The sequence below is a fragment of the Cellulomonas sp. P2_F12 genome (assembly GCF_056403775.1).
In genome coordinates this window covers 196,179-214,820 of record NZ_JBFUEV010000004.1, presented here as the reverse complement: position 1 = coordinate 214,820, position 18,642 = coordinate 196,179, and the positions used below count along the sequence as shown (strand labels likewise).

18 protein-coding genes and 2 tRNA genes are annotated in these 18,642 nt (G+C 69.6%); 16 read left to right on the top strand and 4 right to left on the bottom strand.

Annotation, left to right across the window (positions count from 1 at the left end; translation table 11 throughout):
• Positions 1 to 11: 11 nt before the first annotated feature.
• Genes yidD through rpmH form a run of 3 tightly spaced genes read right to left on the bottom strand, consistent with a single transcriptional unit; the run spans position 12 to position 818 of the window.
• The gene (gene yidD, locus AC1DWH_RS11590; protein ID WP_477093797.1) at positions 12 to 296 is read right to left on the bottom strand and encodes a membrane protein insertion efficiency factor YidD; all 285 of its coding nucleotides are present in this window, start codon (positions 294 to 296) and stop codon (positions 12 to 14) included.
• Between the two features lie 7 nt (positions 297 to 303).
• Entirely contained in the window at positions 304 to 669 is a 366-nt protein-coding gene (rnpA, locus tag AC1DWH_RS11585; RefSeq protein WP_477093796.1) for a ribonuclease P protein component, read from the bottom strand.
• 11 nt (positions 670 to 680) lie between these two features.
• A complete protein-coding gene (rpmH, locus tag AC1DWH_RS11580; RefSeq protein WP_159808264.1) occupies positions 681 to 818 on the bottom strand; it encodes a 50S ribosomal protein L34 in 138 nt (45 codons plus the stop codon).
• A gap of 500 nt (positions 819 to 1,318) precedes the next feature.
• Here rpmH and dnaA point away from each other — a divergent pair, with 500 nt between their 5' ends.
• The 11 genes from dnaA to AC1DWH_RS11525 all read left to right on the top strand — a co-directional run bounded on the left by dnaA (position 1,319) and on the right by AC1DWH_RS11525 (position 13,778).
• Positions 1,319 to 2,854, top strand: a complete 1,536-nt coding sequence (gene dnaA / locus AC1DWH_RS11575) for a chromosomal replication initiator protein DnaA (protein ID WP_456843976.1) — start codon at positions 1,319 to 1,321, stop codon at positions 2,852 to 2,854.
• Positions 2,855 to 3,564: 710 nt separating this feature from the next.
• A complete protein-coding gene (gene dnaN, locus AC1DWH_RS11570) occupies positions 3,565 to 4,695 on the top strand; it encodes a DNA polymerase III subunit beta (protein WP_456843977.1) in 1,131 nt (376 codons plus the stop codon).
• A gap of 60 nt (positions 4,696 to 4,755) precedes the next feature.
• Entirely contained in the window at positions 4,756 to 5,697 is a 942-nt protein-coding gene (gene gnd, locus AC1DWH_RS11565) for a phosphogluconate dehydrogenase (NAD(+)-dependent, decarboxylating) (protein ID WP_477093795.1), read from the top strand.
• A 7-nt stretch (positions 5,698 to 5,704) separates the two neighbouring features.
• The gene (gene recF, locus AC1DWH_RS11560) at positions 5,705 to 6,895 is read left to right on the top strand and encodes a DNA replication/repair protein RecF (protein WP_477093794.1); all 1,191 of its coding nucleotides are present in this window, start codon (positions 5,705 to 5,707) and stop codon (positions 6,893 to 6,895) included.
• A complete protein-coding gene (locus AC1DWH_RS11555; protein WP_477093793.1) occupies positions 6,885 to 7,457 on the top strand; it encodes a DciA family protein in 573 nt (190 codons plus the stop codon). The genes recF and AC1DWH_RS11555 overlap by 11 nt, the downstream gene beginning before the upstream one ends.
• 183 nt (positions 7,458 to 7,640) lie before the next feature.
• Positions 7,641 to 9,689, top strand: a complete 2,049-nt coding sequence (gyrB, locus tag AC1DWH_RS11550; RefSeq protein WP_477093792.1) for a DNA topoisomerase (ATP-hydrolyzing) subunit B — start codon at positions 7,641 to 7,643, stop codon at positions 9,687 to 9,689.
• A gap of 50 nt (positions 9,690 to 9,739) precedes the next feature.
• The gene (gene gyrA / locus AC1DWH_RS11545; protein WP_477093791.1) at positions 9,740 to 12,355 is read left to right on the top strand and encodes a DNA gyrase subunit A; all 2,616 of its coding nucleotides are present in this window, start codon (positions 9,740 to 9,742) and stop codon (positions 12,353 to 12,355) included.
• Entirely contained in the window at positions 12,352 to 13,395 is a 1,044-nt protein-coding gene (locus AC1DWH_RS11540; protein WP_477093790.1) for a DUF3566 domain-containing protein, read from the top strand. Before gyrA ends, AC1DWH_RS11540 begins: the two co-directional genes overlap by 4 nt.
• A 73-nt stretch (positions 13,396 to 13,468) precedes the next feature.
• Positions 13,469 to 13,542 (top strand) — tRNA-Ile (locus AC1DWH_RS11535).
• Positions 13,543 to 13,564: 22 nt separating this feature from the next.
• Positions 13,565 to 13,684 (top strand): DLW-39 family protein, encoded by a 120-nt coding sequence (locus AC1DWH_RS11530; RefSeq protein ID WP_456843984.1) that lies wholly within the window; start codon positions 13,565 to 13,567, stop codon positions 13,682 to 13,684.
• A gap of 21 nt (positions 13,685 to 13,705) precedes the next feature.
• Positions 13,706 to 13,778 (top strand) — tRNA-Ala (locus AC1DWH_RS11525).
• Between the two features lie 60 nt (positions 13,779 to 13,838).
• Here AC1DWH_RS11525 and AC1DWH_RS11520 read toward each other — a convergent pair.
• Positions 13,839 to 14,495 (bottom strand): GNAT family N-acetyltransferase, encoded by a 657-nt coding sequence (locus AC1DWH_RS11520; protein ID WP_477093789.1) that lies wholly within the window; start codon positions 14,493 to 14,495, stop codon positions 13,839 to 13,841.
• An 85-nt stretch (positions 14,496 to 14,580) separates the two neighbouring features.
• Between AC1DWH_RS11520 and AC1DWH_RS11515 the strand changes: the two genes are divergently transcribed.
• From AC1DWH_RS11515 to hisF, 5 genes are read left to right on the top strand one after another with little or no spacing between them, the layout of a single operon-like run.
• A complete protein-coding gene (locus tag AC1DWH_RS11515) occupies positions 14,581 to 15,507 on the top strand; it encodes an ABC transporter ATP-binding protein (RefSeq protein WP_477093788.1) in 927 nt (308 codons plus the stop codon).
• Positions 15,504 to 16,337, top strand: a complete 834-nt coding sequence (locus AC1DWH_RS11510; protein ID WP_477093787.1) for an ABC transporter permease — start codon at positions 15,504 to 15,506, stop codon at positions 16,335 to 16,337. The genes AC1DWH_RS11515 and AC1DWH_RS11510 overlap by 4 nt, the downstream gene beginning before the upstream one ends.
• Positions 16,334 to 17,149: an ABC transporter permease gene (locus AC1DWH_RS11505; protein ID WP_456843988.1), complete on the top strand. Its 816-nt coding sequence runs from the start codon at positions 16,334 to 16,336 to the stop codon at positions 17,147 to 17,149. Before AC1DWH_RS11510 ends, AC1DWH_RS11505 begins: the two co-directional genes overlap by 4 nt.
• A 42-nt stretch (positions 17,150 to 17,191) precedes the next feature.
• Positions 17,192 to 17,827, top strand: a complete 636-nt coding sequence (hisH, locus tag AC1DWH_RS11500) for an imidazole glycerol phosphate synthase subunit HisH (protein WP_477093786.1) — start codon at positions 17,192 to 17,194, stop codon at positions 17,825 to 17,827.
• Positions 17,817 to 18,614, top strand: coding sequence for an imidazole glycerol phosphate synthase subunit HisF (gene hisF / locus AC1DWH_RS11495; protein WP_477093785.1), 798 nt, complete (start codon positions 17,817 to 17,819; stop codon positions 18,612 to 18,614). Before hisH ends, hisF begins: the two co-directional genes overlap by 11 nt.
• The last annotated feature ends 28 nt before the right edge of the window (positions 18,615 to 18,642 follow it).

The following is an 18,642-nucleotide window of genomic DNA, read 5'->3' as shown; positions in this document are numbered from 1 at the left end:
CCTCGTTGGGGTCAGTGCGTGGCAGCAGCCACGTGGGAATGACGGTGAGCGGACCGCGCAGGTGGAACGTCGTCCACGCCACCCAGGTTCCACGGGTTGCAGCGGAGCAACCGCCAGACAGCCAGCCGCGTCCCGCGCAGGACACCGTGGCGCTGCACAGCGATCACGGCGTACTGCGAGCACGACGGGTAGAACTTGCAGGTGGGCGGCGTCATCGGGGAGATGAACCGCTGGTAGCCCCGAAGGAGCAGGACGACCACCCGCGCGGGGGCGTGCATCACCGAGTGCATGGTCATGGGATGACTACGCCTCGGTCCGGCGTCGGGCCCGACGGGTCGCCGTCTCGAGTGCGGCGTCCAGGTCCGCGCCCAGGAGGGCGAACGGCCGACCGGCCGACGCCGGCAGTGCTCGGATGACGATGCCTGCGTCGTTCGGGAGGCCGGCCAGCCGGGGCCGGACGAGCTCGCGCAGGCGACGCTTCACGAGGTTGCGCGTGACGGCGGTCCCGACGGCCTTGGACACGACAAGACCGATCACCGGCCCATCGGGCGAGTGATCGGTCCGTGTCGTCAGATGCACCACGAGGGTGTCCCGTCCGCCGCGCGCGCCTCGGCGCACCGCCTGCTCGAAGTCGGCAGCGCGGCGCATCCGGTGCGCGGCGGACAGCACCGACGTCTGTGTCAGGCCGAGAGCTCCGAGCGACCCTTGCGGCGACGGGCCGCCAGGATCGCGCGGCCGGCGCGCGTGCGCATGCGCAGACGGAAGCCGTGGGTCTTGGCCCGGCGCCGGTTGTTCGGCTGGAAGGTGCGCTTGGTCACGAGATTCTCCAACTACATCGGGTGGGCCTCGCAGGTGCCGCGCGACCAGGTTCAGGCTGCCGAGATCGAATGCTCCGGGACACACGAGCGAGCTTGCATGCACGCGTGCGGCGTCAGGGCGCGCCAGGAGGGAGCCATCGATAAGGCTGCAATACCGTACTTCCCGCCGTACTGGCCGGTCAAATGCGCGCGACTCGCCGCACCGATCCTGCCACAGCCCGTCCGACGTCACCCGCTGGGGCACTGCCCGCACCTCGGGGCTGCCACTACGATCGATCATCGTCGCTGGGGCGAGCAGCCTGTGGACCACACCGTGGTGGACAGGGCCTGAACGCCACGAGAACGACGCCGACAGGTGCGCCCCGCTCGCCCGTCCTCACCGTGTGTCGGGGCCTCCGAGGCCACCGCGATCATCTGCTCACAGGTGTGGACAACTGTGTGGACAACGCGGGGTCGTGCGAGACTCGACCACCCACGCGAACGAACAGCCGAGGTAGCACGTGTCACAGGACGAAGAGCTCTCCCGGGTCTGGGGGCACGTGGTGTCGACCCTCGAGTCGAGTCCGGACATCACCCCGCGCCAGATCGCCTTCGTCCGACTCGCACGTCCGCTCGGGCTCCTCGACGGCACCCTGCTCCTGGCCGTCGGCAACGACCTGACCAAGGACTACCTCGAGTCCCGGGTCCGCGGCGAGGTCACGATCGCGCTGAGCGCAGCCCTCGACCGCGAGGCGCGGTTCGCCATCACGGTCGATCCCGATCTGGCCGAGGACGCGCCCCCCGCGCTGCGGGTCGTCGGCGCGGAGCAGCGGCACGAGCCGTACAGCCCTTCGCGCGACGAGCGCGAGGCGGACGAGGCCGACGCCCGGCGCGAGGCGCGCCCCGACCTGTCGCTGGTCAGCGACGAGGACGCGTCGGACAACGGCTCGCAGCACACGCGTCGCTACGGCGGCCGGGACGACGACCGTCCGTCGCCCGCCAACCGTCGCCAGCCTGCCGAGCCGGCCCGGCTGAACCCCAAGTACCTCTTCGAGACGTTCGTCATCGGCAGCTCGAACCGCTTCGCGCACGCCGCGGCGGTCGCCGTGGCTGAGGCACCGGCCAAGGCCTACAACCCGCTGTTCATCTACGGCGACTCGGGTCTGGGCAAGACGCACCTGCTGCACGCGATCGGCCACTACGCGCAGAACCTCTACCCGAGCGTCCGCGTGCGGTACGTGAACTCCGAGGAGTTCACCAACGACTTCATCAACTCGATCTCCGAGGGCAAGGCCGGCGCGTTCCAGCGCCGCTACCGCGAGGTTGATGTGCTCCTCATCGACGACATCCAGTTCCTGCAGGGCAAGGAACAGACGATGGAGGAGTTCTTCCACACGTTCAACACCCTGCACAACGCGAACAAGCAGGTCGTGATCACGTCCGACCTGCCGCCGAAGCAGCTGAACGGCTTCGAGGACCGCATGCGGTCGCGCTTCGAGTGGGGCCTGATCACCGACGTCCAGCCGCCGGACCTCGAGACCCGCATCGCGATCCTGCGCAAGAAGGCCGGCAGCGAGCGGCTCCAGGCGCCGCCGGACGTCCTGGAGTACATCGCCTCGAAGATCTCCACCAACATCCGCGAGCTCGAGGGTGCGCTGATCCGGGTCACGGCGTTCGCCAACCTCAACCGCCAGCAGGTGGACCTGTCGCTCGCGGAGATCGTCCTCAAGGACCTGATCACGGACGACCAGACGACCGAGATCACGGCGACGCAGGTCATCGGCCAGACGGCCGCCTACTTCGGGCTCAGCATCGACGACCTGTGCGGCTCGAGCCGTTCCCGCGTGCTGGTCACGGCCCGCCAGATCGCCATGTACCTGTGCCGTGAGCTCACCGACCTGTCCCTGCCGAAGATCGGTCAGGCGTTCGGCGGGCGGGACCACACCACCGTCATGCACGCGAACCGCAAGATCCGCGAGCTGATGGCGGAGCGCCGGTCCATCTACAACCAGGTCACCGAGCTCACCAACCGGATCAAGCAGCAGAACCGCGGCTGACCAGAAGCCCAGTTCAGCCTGTTCTGCCCGGTCGTCTCCCCACAGTTATCCACAGCTGTCCACAGGACCCTGGGGATGCTTGTGACCTGATTCACCCGTTCGGCTCACTCGAGCCTGGCGCACGAACCTCCATGTCGCTGACCTGCAGCAATACGGCAAACCCGGCAATGTGCGCGTTCACAAACGGTCATTCGGCGCGTCCGGGCATGAGACAACTCTCACCGTCGAAACGTTGCAGCCGTCTTGACCCCAACCTTCACCCTGCGGATGAGACATGCATGGGACGAATCTCCACACCTGTGGGTACACCTGTGGACGACGGTGGATGACCCCACTGTGCGATGTGGACGGGAAGGGGCGTCGCGGTGGACGCAGGACGGCCCGGACACAGCTCTCCACGGCTGTCCACGGGGTGTCCGATCCGGCCCACAACCGGCGTACACACCCTGATCGGGGGTTGACCTGCACGGACGTCCACCATCCACACAGTGCACAGGACCGATGACGATGACGACACTTCTCTCTCTGATGGATCCACACACCGCCAAAGGGCTGGACGGGTCGACGAACGACACGGGTGTGGTTGTCATCCGCATGCCCGTACCGAGCGTCGGACCACTCGCGTAGTGTTCGCCTGACGCCTTCCGACCGGACCTCCTCACAACCTGTGACGGCACGCCGGCAGGGCCGCACGACGAGAGGTTTGAGGCATGAGGTTCCGGGTCGACCGCGACGTTCTCGCGGACGCCGTCACATGGACGGCGCGCAGCCTGCCCACGCGGCCCCCCGTCCCCGTCCTGGCGGGTGTGCGCCTCGAGGCCGACACCACAGGCACCGTGCAGCTCTCGAGCTTCGACTATGAGGTCTCCGCCCGGTCGCAGATCCCGGCGGACGTGACCGAGGCCGGCTCCGTGCTGGTCTCCGGCCGCCTCCTCGCGGAGATCTCCCGGTCGCTGCCCGACAAGCCGGTCGACGTGGTGCTCGAGGGCACCAAGGTCGTCGTGACGTGTGGCGCCAGCCGCTTCACGCTCCTGACCATGCCGGTCGAGGACTACCCGAACCTCCCGGTCATGCCGCCCACCACGGGCACCGTCGACGGCGACGAGCTGACCCACGCGGTCGCCCAGGTCTCCGTCGCCGCGAGCCGGGACGACACGTTGCCGCTGCTCACGGGCGTGCGAGTGGAGATCGAGGGCGAGAAGGTCACCCTCCTCGCCACGGACCGCTACCGGCTCGCGCTGCGTGAGCTCACGTGGAAGCCGTCGTCGCCGGACATCTCGACGGTCGCTCTGGTCCGGGCGCGGACGCTGTCCGACGCCGCGAAGTCCCTGGGCAGTGCGGGCTCCGTGACGGTGGCGCTGTCCACCGGCTCGGGCGTCGACATGATCGGCTTCGAGGCCGCCGGTCGGCAGACCACGAGCCTCCTGGTCGACGGCGACTACCCCGCGGTGCGCCGGCTGTTCCCGGACGAGACGCCCATCCACGCCGTCGTCGGCACGCACGCCCTGGCCGACGCCGCCAAGCGCGTCGCGCTGGTCGCCGAGCGGAACACCCCGATCCGGCTGTCGTTCAGCGAGGGCCAGGTCGTCCTCGACGCCGGTCAGGGCGACGACGCGCAGGCCTCCGAGGCGCTCGAGGCCACGCTGGTCGGCGACGACATCTCGGTGGCGTTCAACCCCCAGTTCCTGCTCGACGGGCTCGGCGCGCTGAGCACGACGTTCGTCCGGCTGTCGTTCACGCACCCCAACAAGCCGGTCGAGTTCACCGGCCAGGAGTCGCTGGACGGCGAGGACAACCCCGAGTACCGCTACCTGCTGGTCCCCATCCGTTTCGCCAGCTGACCAGCGGAGCTGCAGACGGCCGGGACGGCTGCCCGGCGCACCGCGCCCCTCTGGGGCAGAGTGAGCGAGACACGCAGGACGCGAACCGAAGAAGAGGCAGACGGCATGCACATCGGTCTGGTGGGTCTGGGCAAGATGGGCGCGAACATGCGGACGCGCATCCGTGCCGCGGGTATCGACGTCACGGGGTACGACCGCAACCCGGACGTCACCGACGTCCCCTCGCTGGAGGCCCTCGTCGAGGCGCTCCCGGCCGGCGAGCGCATCGTGTGGGTGATGGTGCCGTCTGGCGAGATCACGGATGCCGTGGTGACCGAGCTGGCGGGCCTGCTCACGGCCGGCGACGTCCTCATCGACGGCGGCAACTCGTACTACCAGGACGACCTGCCGCACGCGGAGCGGCTGGCCGCCAAGGGCATCGGGTTCATCGATGCCGGCGTCTCCGGCGGGGTCTGGGGCTTGGCCAACGGGTACGGCCTCATGGTCGGCGGCGAGCCGGACCTCGTCGCCAAGGCGATGCCGGTGTTCGACGCGCTGCGTCCCGAGGGTCCGCGCGAAGAGGGCTTCGTCCACGCCGGCACCGTCGGCGCGGGCCACTTCTCGAAGATGGTGCACAACGGCATCGAGTACGGGCTGATGCAGGCGTACGCCGAGGGTTACGAGCTCCTCGCGGCGAAGGACCTGGTCACGGACGTGCACGGCACCATGCGTGCGTGGCAGCGGGGCACCGTCGTACGGTCCTGGCTGCTGGAGCTGCTGGTCAAGGCGCTGGAGCAGGACCCGGGCCTGGGCGAGATCGACGACTGGGTCGAGGACTCCGGCGAGGGCCGGTGGACCGTCGACGAGGCGATCGACCTCGCCGTGCCGGCTCCGGTCATCTCCGCCTCCCTGTTCGCACGCTTCGCCTCCCGCCAGGAGGAGTCGCCCGCGATGAAGGCCGTCGCGGCGCTGCGCCAGCAGTTCGGCGGGCACGCCGTGAAGCCCGCGCCGCCGTCCGCCTGACCAGTCGATGTACGTCGCGCACCTTTCCCTGACGGACTTCCGCTCGTACGCGCAGGTCGAGCTGCCGCTGGAGCCCGGCATCACCGCGCTCGTCGGCCCCAACGGGCAGGGCAAGACCAACCTGATCGAGGCGCTCGGCTACATCGCGACCCTGGGCAGTCACCGGGTGCCGACCGACGCCGCGCTCGTGCGGGCGGGGACGACACGGGCGGTGGTCCGGGCGAAGGTGGTCCGCGAGCTCGAGCCCGGCCGCCCTCGCTCGTCGCTGGTCGAGATCGAGGTGACGCCCGGCAAGGCGAACCGGGCGCGGGTGAACGGCGGCTCGCCGACGAGGGCGCGCGACGTGCTCGGGATCCTGCGCGCCGTGCTGTTCGCACCCGAGGACCTGTCGCTGGTCAAGGGCGACCCGGACGGCCGTCGACGGTTCCTGGACGACCTGCTGGTCCAGCTCACACCGAGGGTCGCCGGCGTGATCACGGACTACGACCGCGTGCTGCGGCAACGGTCGGCGCTGCTGAAGTCGGCGGGCGCGGCGCGGCGCGGAGCCGGGGCCGACCTGCGCACGCTCGACGTGTGGGACGCCAAGCTGGCGCAGACGGGCGCGCAGATCATCGTCGCCCGGCGACACCTGGTGCGGTCGCTCGCGCCGCACATCGAACGGGCATATGCGCAGGTCAGCGCCGGGCAGGGTGACGCGATCGTCACGTACCGGGCGTCCCTGGACGCCGTCCTGGAGATCGACGACGACGACGCGGCGGCGGAGCTGGTCGAGGCGCAGCTGCTCGAGGCGATGGGTCGCCTGCGCACCAAGGAGATCGAGCGCGGGGTCAGCCTGGTCGGCCCGCACCGTGACGACCTCGTGCTCACGCTCGGCGGGCTGCCGGCCAAGGGCTACGCCAGCCACGGCGAGTCGTGGTCGTTCGCGCTGGCTCTGCGGCTCGCGTCGTACCAGCTGCTGAAGGACGGCGACGAGGTCGACGGGTGGGCCGGTGGGGACTGGGGTCCCGACGGCGAGCCCGTGCTGATCCTCGACGACGTGTTCGCCGAGCTCGACGCGCGCCGGCGGGACCGGCTGGCGGAGCTGGTGGCGCCGGCCCGGCAGGTCCTCATCACGGCGGCGGTGGCCGACGACGTCCCGGCGCCCCTGGCCGGTGCCAGGGTCGACGTGATGGGTGGGGAGGTGGCCCGTGTCCTCTGAGGAGGGCCTCTTCGCGACGCCGAAGAACAAGCCGCTCGACGGGACGCCGCTGCGCGAGCTCGTCGAGCTCACACCGCCGCGGCAGGTGGCGCTCGGGGCCCTGGGGCGGGCGAAGGCCGCGGCCGCGCAGCGCGGGTTCCGGCCGGGCGACCCGGCCCGGCGGCGGCCGCTCGTCCAGGTGGCGGTGGGCACGGCCGGCCCGGGTGCGCGCGACCCGCAGCTCATCGGGTCGACGGTGAGCGGCCTGCTGGACCAGCTCGGCGGCTCCTCTGACCAGGTCGCCGGCGTGCTCAAGCACCGGTGGTCGGAGCTGGTCGGCCCCCAGGTGGCCGAGCACTGCGAGTACGTCTCGTTCGAGGGCGGGGCCCTGACGCTGCGGGCGCACTCGACGTCGTGGGCCACGCAGCTGAAGTTCCTGGCGCCGGCGATGCTCGGGCGGTTCGCGGCGGACCTCGGTGAGGGGATCGTCCTCGAGATCACCGTGCTGAACCCCGGCGGACCGCGGTTCAAGACCGGCCCGAAGCGCGTGGCGGGCCGGGGTGAGCGGGACACGTTCCGCTGACCGAGGAAGACCGGAGGGGACACCTGTGGGAAAAGAGGGTCCAGGCCCGTCCACCAGGTAGACTGTGAAGGTCATTCCTGGCGCATCTGTGCCTGGAACTCCAGCGTCATGGAGTGATCCGACCCGGCGAAGTTCGGTCGGCGCCCTCCGTCGCGTGTGAGAGCTTGAGGAGCACCACCGCCCGTGGCCGAGCAGAGCACCCCCCCGTCCAGCACGACGAAGACGACCAAGGACGGCAACGGCGGGTACGACGCCAGCGCGATCACGGTGCTCGAGGGGCTCGAGGCGGTGCGCAAGCGCCCCGGCATGTACATCGGCTCCACCGGCGAGCGCGGCCTGCACCACCTGGTCTACGAGGTTGTCGACAACTCGGTCGACGAGGCACTGGCCGGCTACTGCGACCACATCGAGGTCACGCTCCTGCCCGACGGCGGTGTCCGTGTCGTCGACAACGGTCGCGGCATCCCGGTCGCCATCCACCCCACCGAGGGCCGGCCGACCGTCGAGGTCGTCATGACGATCCTGCACGCGGGCGGCAAGTTCGGCGGCGCGGGCTACGCGGTCTCCGGCGGCCTGCACGGCGTCGGCATCTCCGTGGTCAACGCGCTGTCCACGCGCGTGGAGACCGTGGTCAAGCGCGACGAGCACACCTGGCAGCAGAACTTCTCCGACGGCGGCAAGCCGCTGGGCGAGCTGCAGAAGGGCGAGCCGACCGACGAGACCGGCACGTCGCAGACGTTCTGGGCCGACCCGTCGATCTTCGAGACCACCGAGTACGACTTCGAGACGCTGCGTGCGCGGTTCCAGCAGTACGCGTTCCTCAACAAGGGCCTCCAGATCTCGCTCACCGACGAGCGCCCGGCCCACCTGGACACGGGCGACGAGGTCGCCGGCGAGGACGAGAAGGAGGAGGGCGCCCCGGCACCCTTCCGGACCGTCACGTACAAGTACGACGGCGGCCTGGTCGACTACGTCAAGCACCTGAACAGCGCGAAGAAGGTGGAGGTCGTCCACCCGGAGATCATCGACTTCGAGTCCGAGGACACCGAGCGCCGGATCGCCGTCGAGATCGCCCTGCAGTGGACCAACGCGTACTCCGAGTCGGTCCACACGTACGCGAACACCATCTCGACCACCGAGGGTGGCACGCACGAGGAGGGCTTCCGTGCGGCGATGACCTCGCTGATCAACCGCTACGCGCGGGACAAGGGCATCCTCAAGGAGAAGGACGAGAACCTCACGGGCGACGACATCCGCGAGGGCCTCACCGCCGTCATCTCGATCAAGCTGGGCGAGCCGCAGTTCGAGGGCCAGACCAAGACCAAGCTGGGCAACACCGAGGCCAAGACGTTCGTGCAGCGCGTGGTCAACGAGCAGCTGGGCGACTGGCTGGACTCGCACCCGACCGAGGCGCGCGACGTGATCCGCAAGTCGATCCAGGCGGCCGCCGCCCGCATGGCCGCCCGCAAGGCTCGCGAGGCCACGCGCCGCAAGGGCCTGCTCGAGTCCGGCGGCATGCCGGGCAAGCTGCGCGACTGCCAGTCGAACCGCGCCGAGGAGTGCGAGGTCTTCATCGTCGAGGGCGACTCGGCCGGCGGTTCCGCCGTGCGCGGGCGCAACCCGCGGACGCAGGCGATCCTCCCCATCCGCGGGAAGATCCTCAACGTCGAGCGTGCCCGACTGGACCGGGCGCTGGGCAACCAGGAGGTCCAGGCGCTGATCACGGCGTTCGGCACCGGCATCGGCGAGGACTTCGACCTGTCCAAGCTGAGGTACCACAAGATCGTGATCATGGCCGACGCCGACGTCGACGGTCAGCACATCCGGACCCTGCTGCTGACGCTGCTGTTCCGGTACATGCCGAACCTCATCACCCACGGCCACGTGTACCTGGCGCAGCCGCCGCTGTACCGGATCAAGTGGGCGAACGCCGAGCACGACTACGTCTACTCGGACCGCGAGCGGGACGCCGTGATCACCGACGGGCAGGCGAGCGGCAAGCGGCTGCCCAAGGAGAACTCGGTGCAGCGCTACAAGGGTCTGGGCGAGATGGACTACCAGGAGCTGTGGGAGACGACGATGTCGCCCGAGCACCGCACGCTGCTGCAGGTCACGCTCGACGAGGCCGCGGCGGCCGACGAGATCTTCTCGGTCCTCATGGGTGAGGACGTCGAGTCCCGTCGCTCGTTCATCCAGCGCAACGCGAAGGACGTGAGGTTCCTCGACATCTAGTCAGGAGACCGCACGGGCCACCAGCAACGCACCGAACGTAAGGAAACACGTTGAGCGAGACCACCGGCAACGAGATCGAGCACGGCCGCATCGACCAGGTCGACCTGCAGCTCGAGATGCAGCGCTCGTACCTCGACTACGCCATGTCCGTCATCGTCGGCCGCGCCCTGCCGGACGTCCGCGACGGCCTGAAGCCGGTGCACCGCCGCGTGCTCTACGCGATGTACGACGGCGGCTACCGCCCGGACCGCCAGTTCTCCAAGTGCTCGCGCGTCGTCGGCGACGTCATGGGCAAGTACCACCCGCACGGTGACACGGCGATCTACGACGCCCTGGTCCGCCTGGTCCAGGACTGGTCGCTGCGGTACCCGCTGGTGGCCGGCCAGGGGAACTTCGGCTCCCCGGGCGACGACCCGGCGGCCGCCCCGCGGTACACCGAGTGCAAGATGGCGCCGCTGTCCATGGAGATGGTCCGGGACATCGACAAGGACACCGTCGACTTCCAGGACAACTACGACGGCCGGACCCAGGAGCCCACGGTCCTGCCGTCGCGGTTCCCGAACCTGCTGGTCAACGGCTCGGCGGGCATCGCGGTCGGTATGGCCACCAACATCCCGCCGCACAACCTGCGCGAGGTCGCCGAGGGCGTGCAGTGGCACCTCGACCACCCGGACGCGTCCCGCGAGGAGCTGCTCGCGGCCCTCCTGCTGCGCATCAAGGGCCCGGACTTCCCCACCGGCGCGACGATCCTGGGCCACAAGGGCATCGAGGAGGCGTACCGGACGGGCCGCGGCTCGATCACGATGCGCGCGATCGTGCAGGTCGAGGAGATCCAGGGCCGCATCTGCCTGGTGGTCACCGAGCTCCCCTACCAGGTGAACCCCGACACGCTGGCCAAGAAGATCGCCGACCTGGTCAAGGACAACAAGGTCACCGGCATCGCGGACATCCGCGACGAGACGAGCGGCCGCGCCGGCCAGCGCCTGGTCATCGTGCTCAAGCGCGACGCCGTCGCCAAGGTGGTGCTGAACAACCTCTACAAGCACACGCAGCTGCAGGACACGTTCGGCGCGAACATGCTCGCGCTCGTCGACGACGTCCCGCGCACGCTGAGCATCGACGCGTTCGTCCGCCACTGGGTGACGCACCAGCTCGAGGTCGTCGTCCGCCGCACCGCGTTCAAGCTGCGCGAGGCCGAGGCCGACATCCACATCTACCGTGGATACCTCAAGGCGCTCGACGCGCTGGACGAGGTCATCGCGCTCATCCGCCGCTCCCCCGACGCGGACGACGCCCGCTCGGGCCTGATGGCGATGCTCGACATCGACGAGCTCCAGGCCAACGCGATCCTCAACCTGCAGCTGCGCCGGCTCGCGGCCCTGCAGCGCCAGGAGATCCTCGAGCGCTACGCCAAGCTCGAGGCGGAGATCGCCGAGTACCAGGCAATCCTCGACTCCGAGCAGCGCCAGCGCGACATCGTGTCCGACGAGCTGGGCGAGATCGTCGCCAAGTACGGCGACGAGCGGCGCACGACGATCCTGCCGTTCGACGGCGAGGTCAGCGTCGAGGACCTCATCGCCGAGGAGGAGATGGTCGTCACCATCACCCGCGGCGGGTACGCCAAGCGCACGCGCTCCGACAACTACCGGGCCCAGCGCCGCGGCGGCAAGGGCGTGCGCGGGGCGCAGCTGCGCGAGGACGACCTGGTCGACCACTTCTTCGTCACGACGACGCACCACTGGCTGCTCTTCTTCACCAACCTGGGCCGCGTGTACCGCGCGAAGGCGTACGAGCTGCCCGAGGGCGGTCGCGACGCGAAGGGCCAGCACGTCGCCAACCTGCTGGCGTTCCAGCCGGGCGAGAAGATCGCGCAGGTGCTCGACATCCGCGACTACACCAAGGCCGAGTACCTGGTCCTGGCCACGCAGCGCGGCCTGGTGAAGAAGACGCGGCTGGCCGACTACGACTCCAACCGCTCGGGCGGCGTCATCGCGATCAACCTGCGCGAGGACGAGGAGGGTCTGCCGGACGAGCTGGTCTCCGCGCGCCTGGTCGACTCCCACGAGGACCTCATCCTGGTGAGCCGCAAGGGCCAGTCGGTTCGCTTCACCGCGTCCGACGAGTCGCTGCGGCCGATGGGCCGGGCCACCTCGGGCGTCACGGGCATGAAGTTCCGCGACGACGACGAGCTGCTGGCCATGGACGTCGTGCGCGAGGACGCGTTCCTGTTCACGGTGACCGAGGGCGGCATCGCGAAGCGCACCGCACTGACGGTGGAGAACTACCGGCAGCAGGGCCGCGGCGGGCTGGGCATCAAGGTGGCCAACCTGCCCGAGGCCAACGGCGACCTGGTCGGGGCGCTCGTGGTCGACCCCGAGGACGAGGTCCTGGTCATCATGGAGCGCGGCAAGATCGTGCGTTCGGCCACGTCAGAGGTCAATGCGACCGGTCGCACCACGCAGGGCGTCATCTTCGCCAAGCCCGACAACGGGGACCGGATCATCGCGGTCGCGCGCAACACTGAGCGACACCTGGCCGACGAGGCAGGTACCGTGGGCGCTGAGAATGGCCAGGTTTCCGACGGAACGGACGCCCCGGAGGGTGTCGGTGACGCCGGGACGACCGCCGATCAGGCCGTGACCGACCAGTCAGCGGAGGACGCATGACCGATTCCACGCCCCCCTCGATCCCGCCGCGCAAGCGCCCGACGACGCCGACGACCGCGGGTCGCACGACGACGTCCACGCCACGCACGGGATCGACCTCGGCGTGGAACGAGCCGGACACCGACGACGCGGCGACGCACGTGCCGAGCCTGAACGGCTCGAACGGCACCACGGCGTTCACGGTGCCGGCCAGCGTGATGCCGCCGACGGTCACCCCGGTGCGGACGTCGACGCGCACGGAGTCCTCGACGCGCACGGAGTCCTCCAAGCGCACGGAGTCGTCCACGCGCACGGAACCCTCGACGCGTGCGGAGTCCTCAACGCGCTCGGAGGCCCCCGAGCGGTCGGCTCCGGCGGAGGCCGGCGCCACGGCCACCTCGATATCTCCACAGGATCGTGACACCACCGACTCGGCGGTCGGCGACGAGCACGACCCGCCGTCCCCGATGATGGTGGCGGTGGACACGGCCACGGTCTGGTTCAAGAAGGCCGGCGTCGCCACGTCCGCCGCGTTCGCTGCGGCCACCCGCCCCCGTCCCAAGGATCCGACCATGACGACCACCCCGGCACCCGCCCCGGCGGCCACCACGAGTGCCCCCCGGACGGCGAGCTCGACCGAGAACCTCACGGGCGCCCGGCCGAGCACGGGACGCATCCCGACGGTGGGCCAGCACGGCGCCCCCCGCCGCGTCCGGCTCGCGATCTCGCGCGTCGACCCGTGGTCGGTCATGAAGCTGTCGTTCCTGCTGTCCGTGGCGATCGGCGTGATGATCGTCGTCGCCGCAGCCGTGGTCTGGTTCACGCTGAACGGGCTGCAGGTGTTCACCAAGGCCGACAACCTGGTCACCCAGATCACCGGCACGGAGAGCGGGATCAACATCCTGCAGTACGTCGAGTTCTCCCGGGTCATCTCGGGCGCCACGCTCATCGCGGTGGTCGACGTCTTCCTGCTCACCGCCCTGTCGACCATCGGGGCGTTCCTCTACAACATCGTGGCGGCCCTCGTCGGCGGCGTGCACGTGACCATGACGGACGAGTGATCGTCGTCGGTTTTGGTGGCACCCCCGCCCTGGGGTAGTCTCGTCCGGCGCCACTGCGGCGCATGCAGTGCACGGGCCTATAGCTCAGACGGTTAGAGCGCTTCCCTGATAAGGAAGAGGTCACAGGTTCAAGTCCTGTTAGGCCCACTCCCGACCCGTGGGGGAACCGATGAAGAAGCTCCTGCTCCTGGTGGCCATTGCCGCTCTCGGATTCGTCGTGTGGCAGAAGTACGCGCAGGATCGCGACGAGCGAGACCTGTGGGCAGAGGTCACCGACACCTTCGAGTGAGCTCGCCCGCCGGGCTCGCACGGGGCCATGGCGCAATTGGTAGCGCACCTGCTTTGCAAGCAGGGGGTTAGGGGTTCGAGTCCCCTTGGCTCCACCCATGCACACGAGTGCCCCCGTCGATGTCTCGACGGGGGCACTCGTGCGTCCGGAGGGCTCAGATCCCGAGCTGCTCGCGCGCCGCGGCGACGCCGACGAGCGTGACCTCCGGCCGCAGGTCGTCGGGACGTGACTCCCAGGCCGCGCGGTCCAGGACGTACCGGTTGCTGGTCGTCGCGACACCCTCGCGGGGGATGGTGTCGACGCCGTTGGGCGCGTACCCGAGCCGGCGCGTGACGCCGTTCGACGCCGGGTTGTCGGCGAAGGCCGAGGTGGTGGCCGCCCGCGCCCCGAGGCCGTCGAAGAGCAGGTGCAGGATCATCAGGCGCATCCGGGTGCCGACGCCCTGGCCCTGGTGGGTCCGCCCGAGCCACGAACCGGTCTCCGCCACCCGCGTGACGGGGAACGCGGTCGCCATCGCGCCCTGCACCCCGAGCACGACACCGTCGCGCACCACGGCGAGGTCGAGGTGCCAGTCGTCCGGCGTCGTCGCGGCGCGCTTGCCCCACTGGTACGTGAGGATGCTGCGGGCGACCTCCTGCGGGGTGCCACGCGACCACGTCCCCGAGAACGGCATCACGGCCGGATCGTGGATCCCCTCGGACCCGACCCGCGCGAGGCCGACGAGCGTCGGCTCGTCGAGGTAGCGCAGCTCGAGGTCGCCGCAGGTCACGTGTAGGCCGGCCAGCGGCCAGAGGTCGACGAGGGAGGTCATCGCTGCAGGCTTCCGTCGTCGGGCGCCCGGCGTCAACGCGAATGCGGTCGGCAGGTGTGGGACCCCTCGTCTAGGTTGGTCCGCTGTGACCGCTCCCGTCATCGCCGCCCACGGCCTCACCAAGCGTTTCGGCGACTTCACCGCCGTCGACAGCATCGACTTCGAGGTGCCGCCGGGCGAGTCGTTCGGGCTGCTGGGCCCCAACGGGGCCGGCAAGTCCACCACGATGCGGATGATCGGCGCCGTGTCGTCGCGGTCGGCCGGGGACCTGCGGGTGCTCGGCCTCGACCCCGACACGCACGGGCCCGAGATCCGGTCGCTGCTGGGCGTCGTGCCGCAGGAGGACAACCTCGACACCGAGCTGCGCGTGCGGGACAACCTCATCGTCTACGGCCGCTACTTCGGCATCCCGCGGTCGGTGTGCGCCACGCGTGCGGACGAGCTGCTCGGCTTCGCGCAGCTGGAGGAGAAGCGCAACGCCAAGGTCGACGACCTGTCGGGCGGCATGAAGCGGCGGCTGACCATCGCCCGCGCGCTGATCAACGAGCCGCGCATCCTCATGCTCGACGAGCCGACCACCGGCCTCGACCCGCAGGCACGCCACGTCCTGTGGGACCGGCTGTTCCGGCTCAAGGAGCGTGGCACCACGCTGGTGCTCACCACGCACTACATGGACGAGGCGGAGCAGCTGTGCGACCGCCTGGTGGTCGTCGACAAGGGCACGATCATGGCCGAGGGCAGCCCGTCCAGCCTGATCCGCCAGTACTCGACGCGTGAGGTGGTGGAGCTGCGGTTCGGCTCGGAACGCAACGCCGACGCGGCCGTGCGGATGGCGGGGCTGGTCGAGCGGATCGAGGTGCTTCCGGACCGCGTGCTGCTGTACGCCGACGACGGCGAGGCGGCGCTCGAGCGCGTCGTCGACCTCGGCCTGCACCCGACCACGTCGCTGGTGCGGCGGTCCAGCCTCGAGGACGTGTTCCTGCGGCTCACCGGGCGGAGCCTGATCGAATGACGACGACGCTTCCCGATGCCGCGGTCGCCGCCGCGGTACGGCCCCGCAAGTTCGGCGCGTGGTACGTCGCCGAGCACCAGCTGCGGGGCATGAAGGCCTACGGCTGGACCATCGTCGTGGGGTCCGTCGGCAACCCGCTGCTCTACCTGCTCGGCATCGGGCTGGGGCTGGCGACGTTCCTCGACCAGTCGGTGGCGTCGGGCGCGGACGGGCCCGTCAGCTACGTGTGGTTCGTCGCCCCCGCGCTGCTGGCCACCGCTGGCGTGACGGTGGCGACCGACGAGTTCACGTTCGTCATCATGGCCGGGTTCAAGTGGCGACGGATCTTCTGGGGCATGAACGCCTCGCCGATCGCCCCGCCGCAGATCATGGCGGGGCTGGTGCTGTCGGTGGTGCTCCGGATGCTCTTCACCACGACGATCTACTACCTGCTCATCGTCGCGTTCGGCGCCGTGGGCGACCCGGTCCGGGGTGCCCTCATGCCCCTGGTCGGCGTGCTGGCCGGGCTGGCGTTCGGTCTCCCGCTGATGGCGTTCTCGGCCAGCCTCACCGAGGACAAGGGCCAGTTCGCGCTGGTGCAGCGGTTCGTCTTCACGCCCCTGTTCCTGTTCTCCGGCACGTTCTACCCGTTGGCCACCCTGCCGGTGTGGCTGCAGTGGGTCGGGTGGATCTCGCCGCTGTGGCACGCGAGCGAGATCGGCCGGTCCCTCTCGTACGGGTCGCCCCCGGGGGCGTGGCCGGTCGGCTGGCACCTCGCGATCCTGCTCGCGATGGCGGCGGTCGGCTGGGTGCTCGCGCGCCGGGTCTTCGTCAGGAGGCTGCGCGGATGACCACGACCACCGCACCGTCCCGCAGCACCGCCGTCAGCGCGCTGTACGCGCGCAACTCGCGGTCCGTCGTCGCGCGCGGGCTCAAGGCGACCAAGAGCTCCAGCGGGATCGTCGTCCTGTCGGGCTTTTTCGAGCCGGTGTTCTTCCTGTTCGCCATGGGGGTCGGCCTGGGGTCGTACATCGGCGACGTCGAGCTGCCGTCCGGCGCCACCGTCTCCTACGCGGCCTTCATCGCGCCGGCACTGCTCGCGGTGTCCGCCATGAACGGCGCCGTCTACGACTCGACGTGGAACGTCTTCTTCAAGATGCACTTCGGCAAGCTCTACGACGCCATGCTCGCGACGTCGCTGGGGCCGCTCGACGTGGCGTTCGGCGAGATCACGTACGCCCTCCTGCGCGGCGGCGTGTACGCCCTCGGGTTCCTCACGGTCATGCAGGTCATGGGCCTGAACCTGGCGTGGTCGGCGGCGCTGGCCATCCCCGCCGTGCTGCTCGTGGCGTTCGGGTTCGCCAGCGTCGGCATGGCGGTGACCAGCTACATGAAGACCTTCCAGCAGATGGACTGGATCAACTTCGTGATGCTGCCGATGTTCCTGTTCTCCGCGACCTTCTACCCGATCACTGTGTACCCGGGCTGGCTGCAGGGGGTCATCAAGGCGCTGCCGCTGTGGCATGCCGTGGAGCTGGTGCGCGGGCTCACCCTGGGGGTGCTCGACGGCTCGATGCTGGTCCACGTCGCGTACTTCGTCGTCATGATCGGGCTCGGGCTGTCGTTCACGACCGTGCGGCTGCGCGCCTTGTTCCTCGACTGACGTCCGACATATGAGACAAGCGTCCCGTGTAGGATTGGGCAAGTGATCGGGATCATCGACTACCGCACCGGTAATTCGCAGAGCATTTCTTATGCGCTCGAACATCTCGGTGTCCCGCACGCGCTCGTGGTCAAGCCGAGCGAGTGCGACGAGGTCGACAGGTACATCCTCCCCGGGGTCGGCGCGGCCGGCGTGACCATGGAGTCGCTCGCCCAGGAGGGGTGGATCGATCACCTGAACGAGAAGGTCCGGGGCGATGGCCAGGGGTTTCTCGGCGTGTGTGTCGGTCTGCAGGTGCTCTTCGAGCACTCGGCCGAGGGTGACGTCGAGTGCCTCGGGTGGCTCGAGGGCAGCGTCCACGAGTTCGACCGGTCCGAGGTCCGCGTGCCGCACATGGGCTGGAACAACGTCGAGGTCCGCGGCGACCACCCGTTCTCGCGGTCATTCACGCCGGGCGGCTTCTACTATTTCGTGAATTCCTTCTATGCGCGCCCGACCGACGAATCCACGCTGGTCGGGGTCACCACCTATGGCCAGGAATTCGCCGCCGCGGTGGCGCAGAAGAACATCATGGCGACGCAGTTCCACACCGAGAAGAGCGCGCGCGCCGGCCTGCAGGTGCTCAAGGCGTTCTGCGACCTCGACCTCACGGACCTGGAGGATCTCGATGCTCGCTAACCGGCTGATCGCCTGCTTCGACGTGAAGGACGGCCGCGTCACCAAGGCCCAGCAGTTCCAGGACAACATCGACGTGGGCGACCCGGCCGAGCTGGCCGACCGGCTGTACCACGAGGACGTCGACGAGATCGTCATCTACGACATCATGGCCAGCGCCCAGAAGCGCCAGATCGACCTCGCCATGGTCCGCAAGGCCGCGCACCGGACGTTCGTGCCGCTGACCGTGGGCGGCGGGATCCGCCACCTGCAGGACATGCACGACGTGCTGCGCGCCGGGGCGGAGAAGATCAGCATCGACTCGATGGCCGTGCGCAAGCCTGAGATCATCACGCAGGGCTCGGTCGAGTTCGGCCGGCAGTGCATCGTGCTGAGCATGCAGGTCAAGCGTGTGGACAAGACGGCGACGATCCCGAGCGGGTACGAGATCGCGATCGACGGCGCGCGGACCTACACCGGCATGGACGCGGTCGAGTGGGCCAAGCGGGGGCAGGACCTCGGCGCCGGCGAGATCGTCGTGAACAGCATCGACCGCGACGGCACGGGGACCGGCTACGACCTCGACATCACGGGGATGATCACCGACGCCGTCCAGCTGCCTGTGATCGCCTCCGGCGGGGCCGGGCTGGTCAGCCACGTCAGCGACGCGTTCGCCATCGGCGCCACCGGTGCCATCGTCAGCTCGATGCTCTACTCGCCGCGCGTGGAGCACACGCTCTCGGTGGAGGAGATGAAGGCGCAGCTGGGCGAGCTGGGCGAGCGCGTCCGCCCGGTGCACAGCGCGGACTGAGGGCGCCGCACCCGGCGACGCCCCCAGT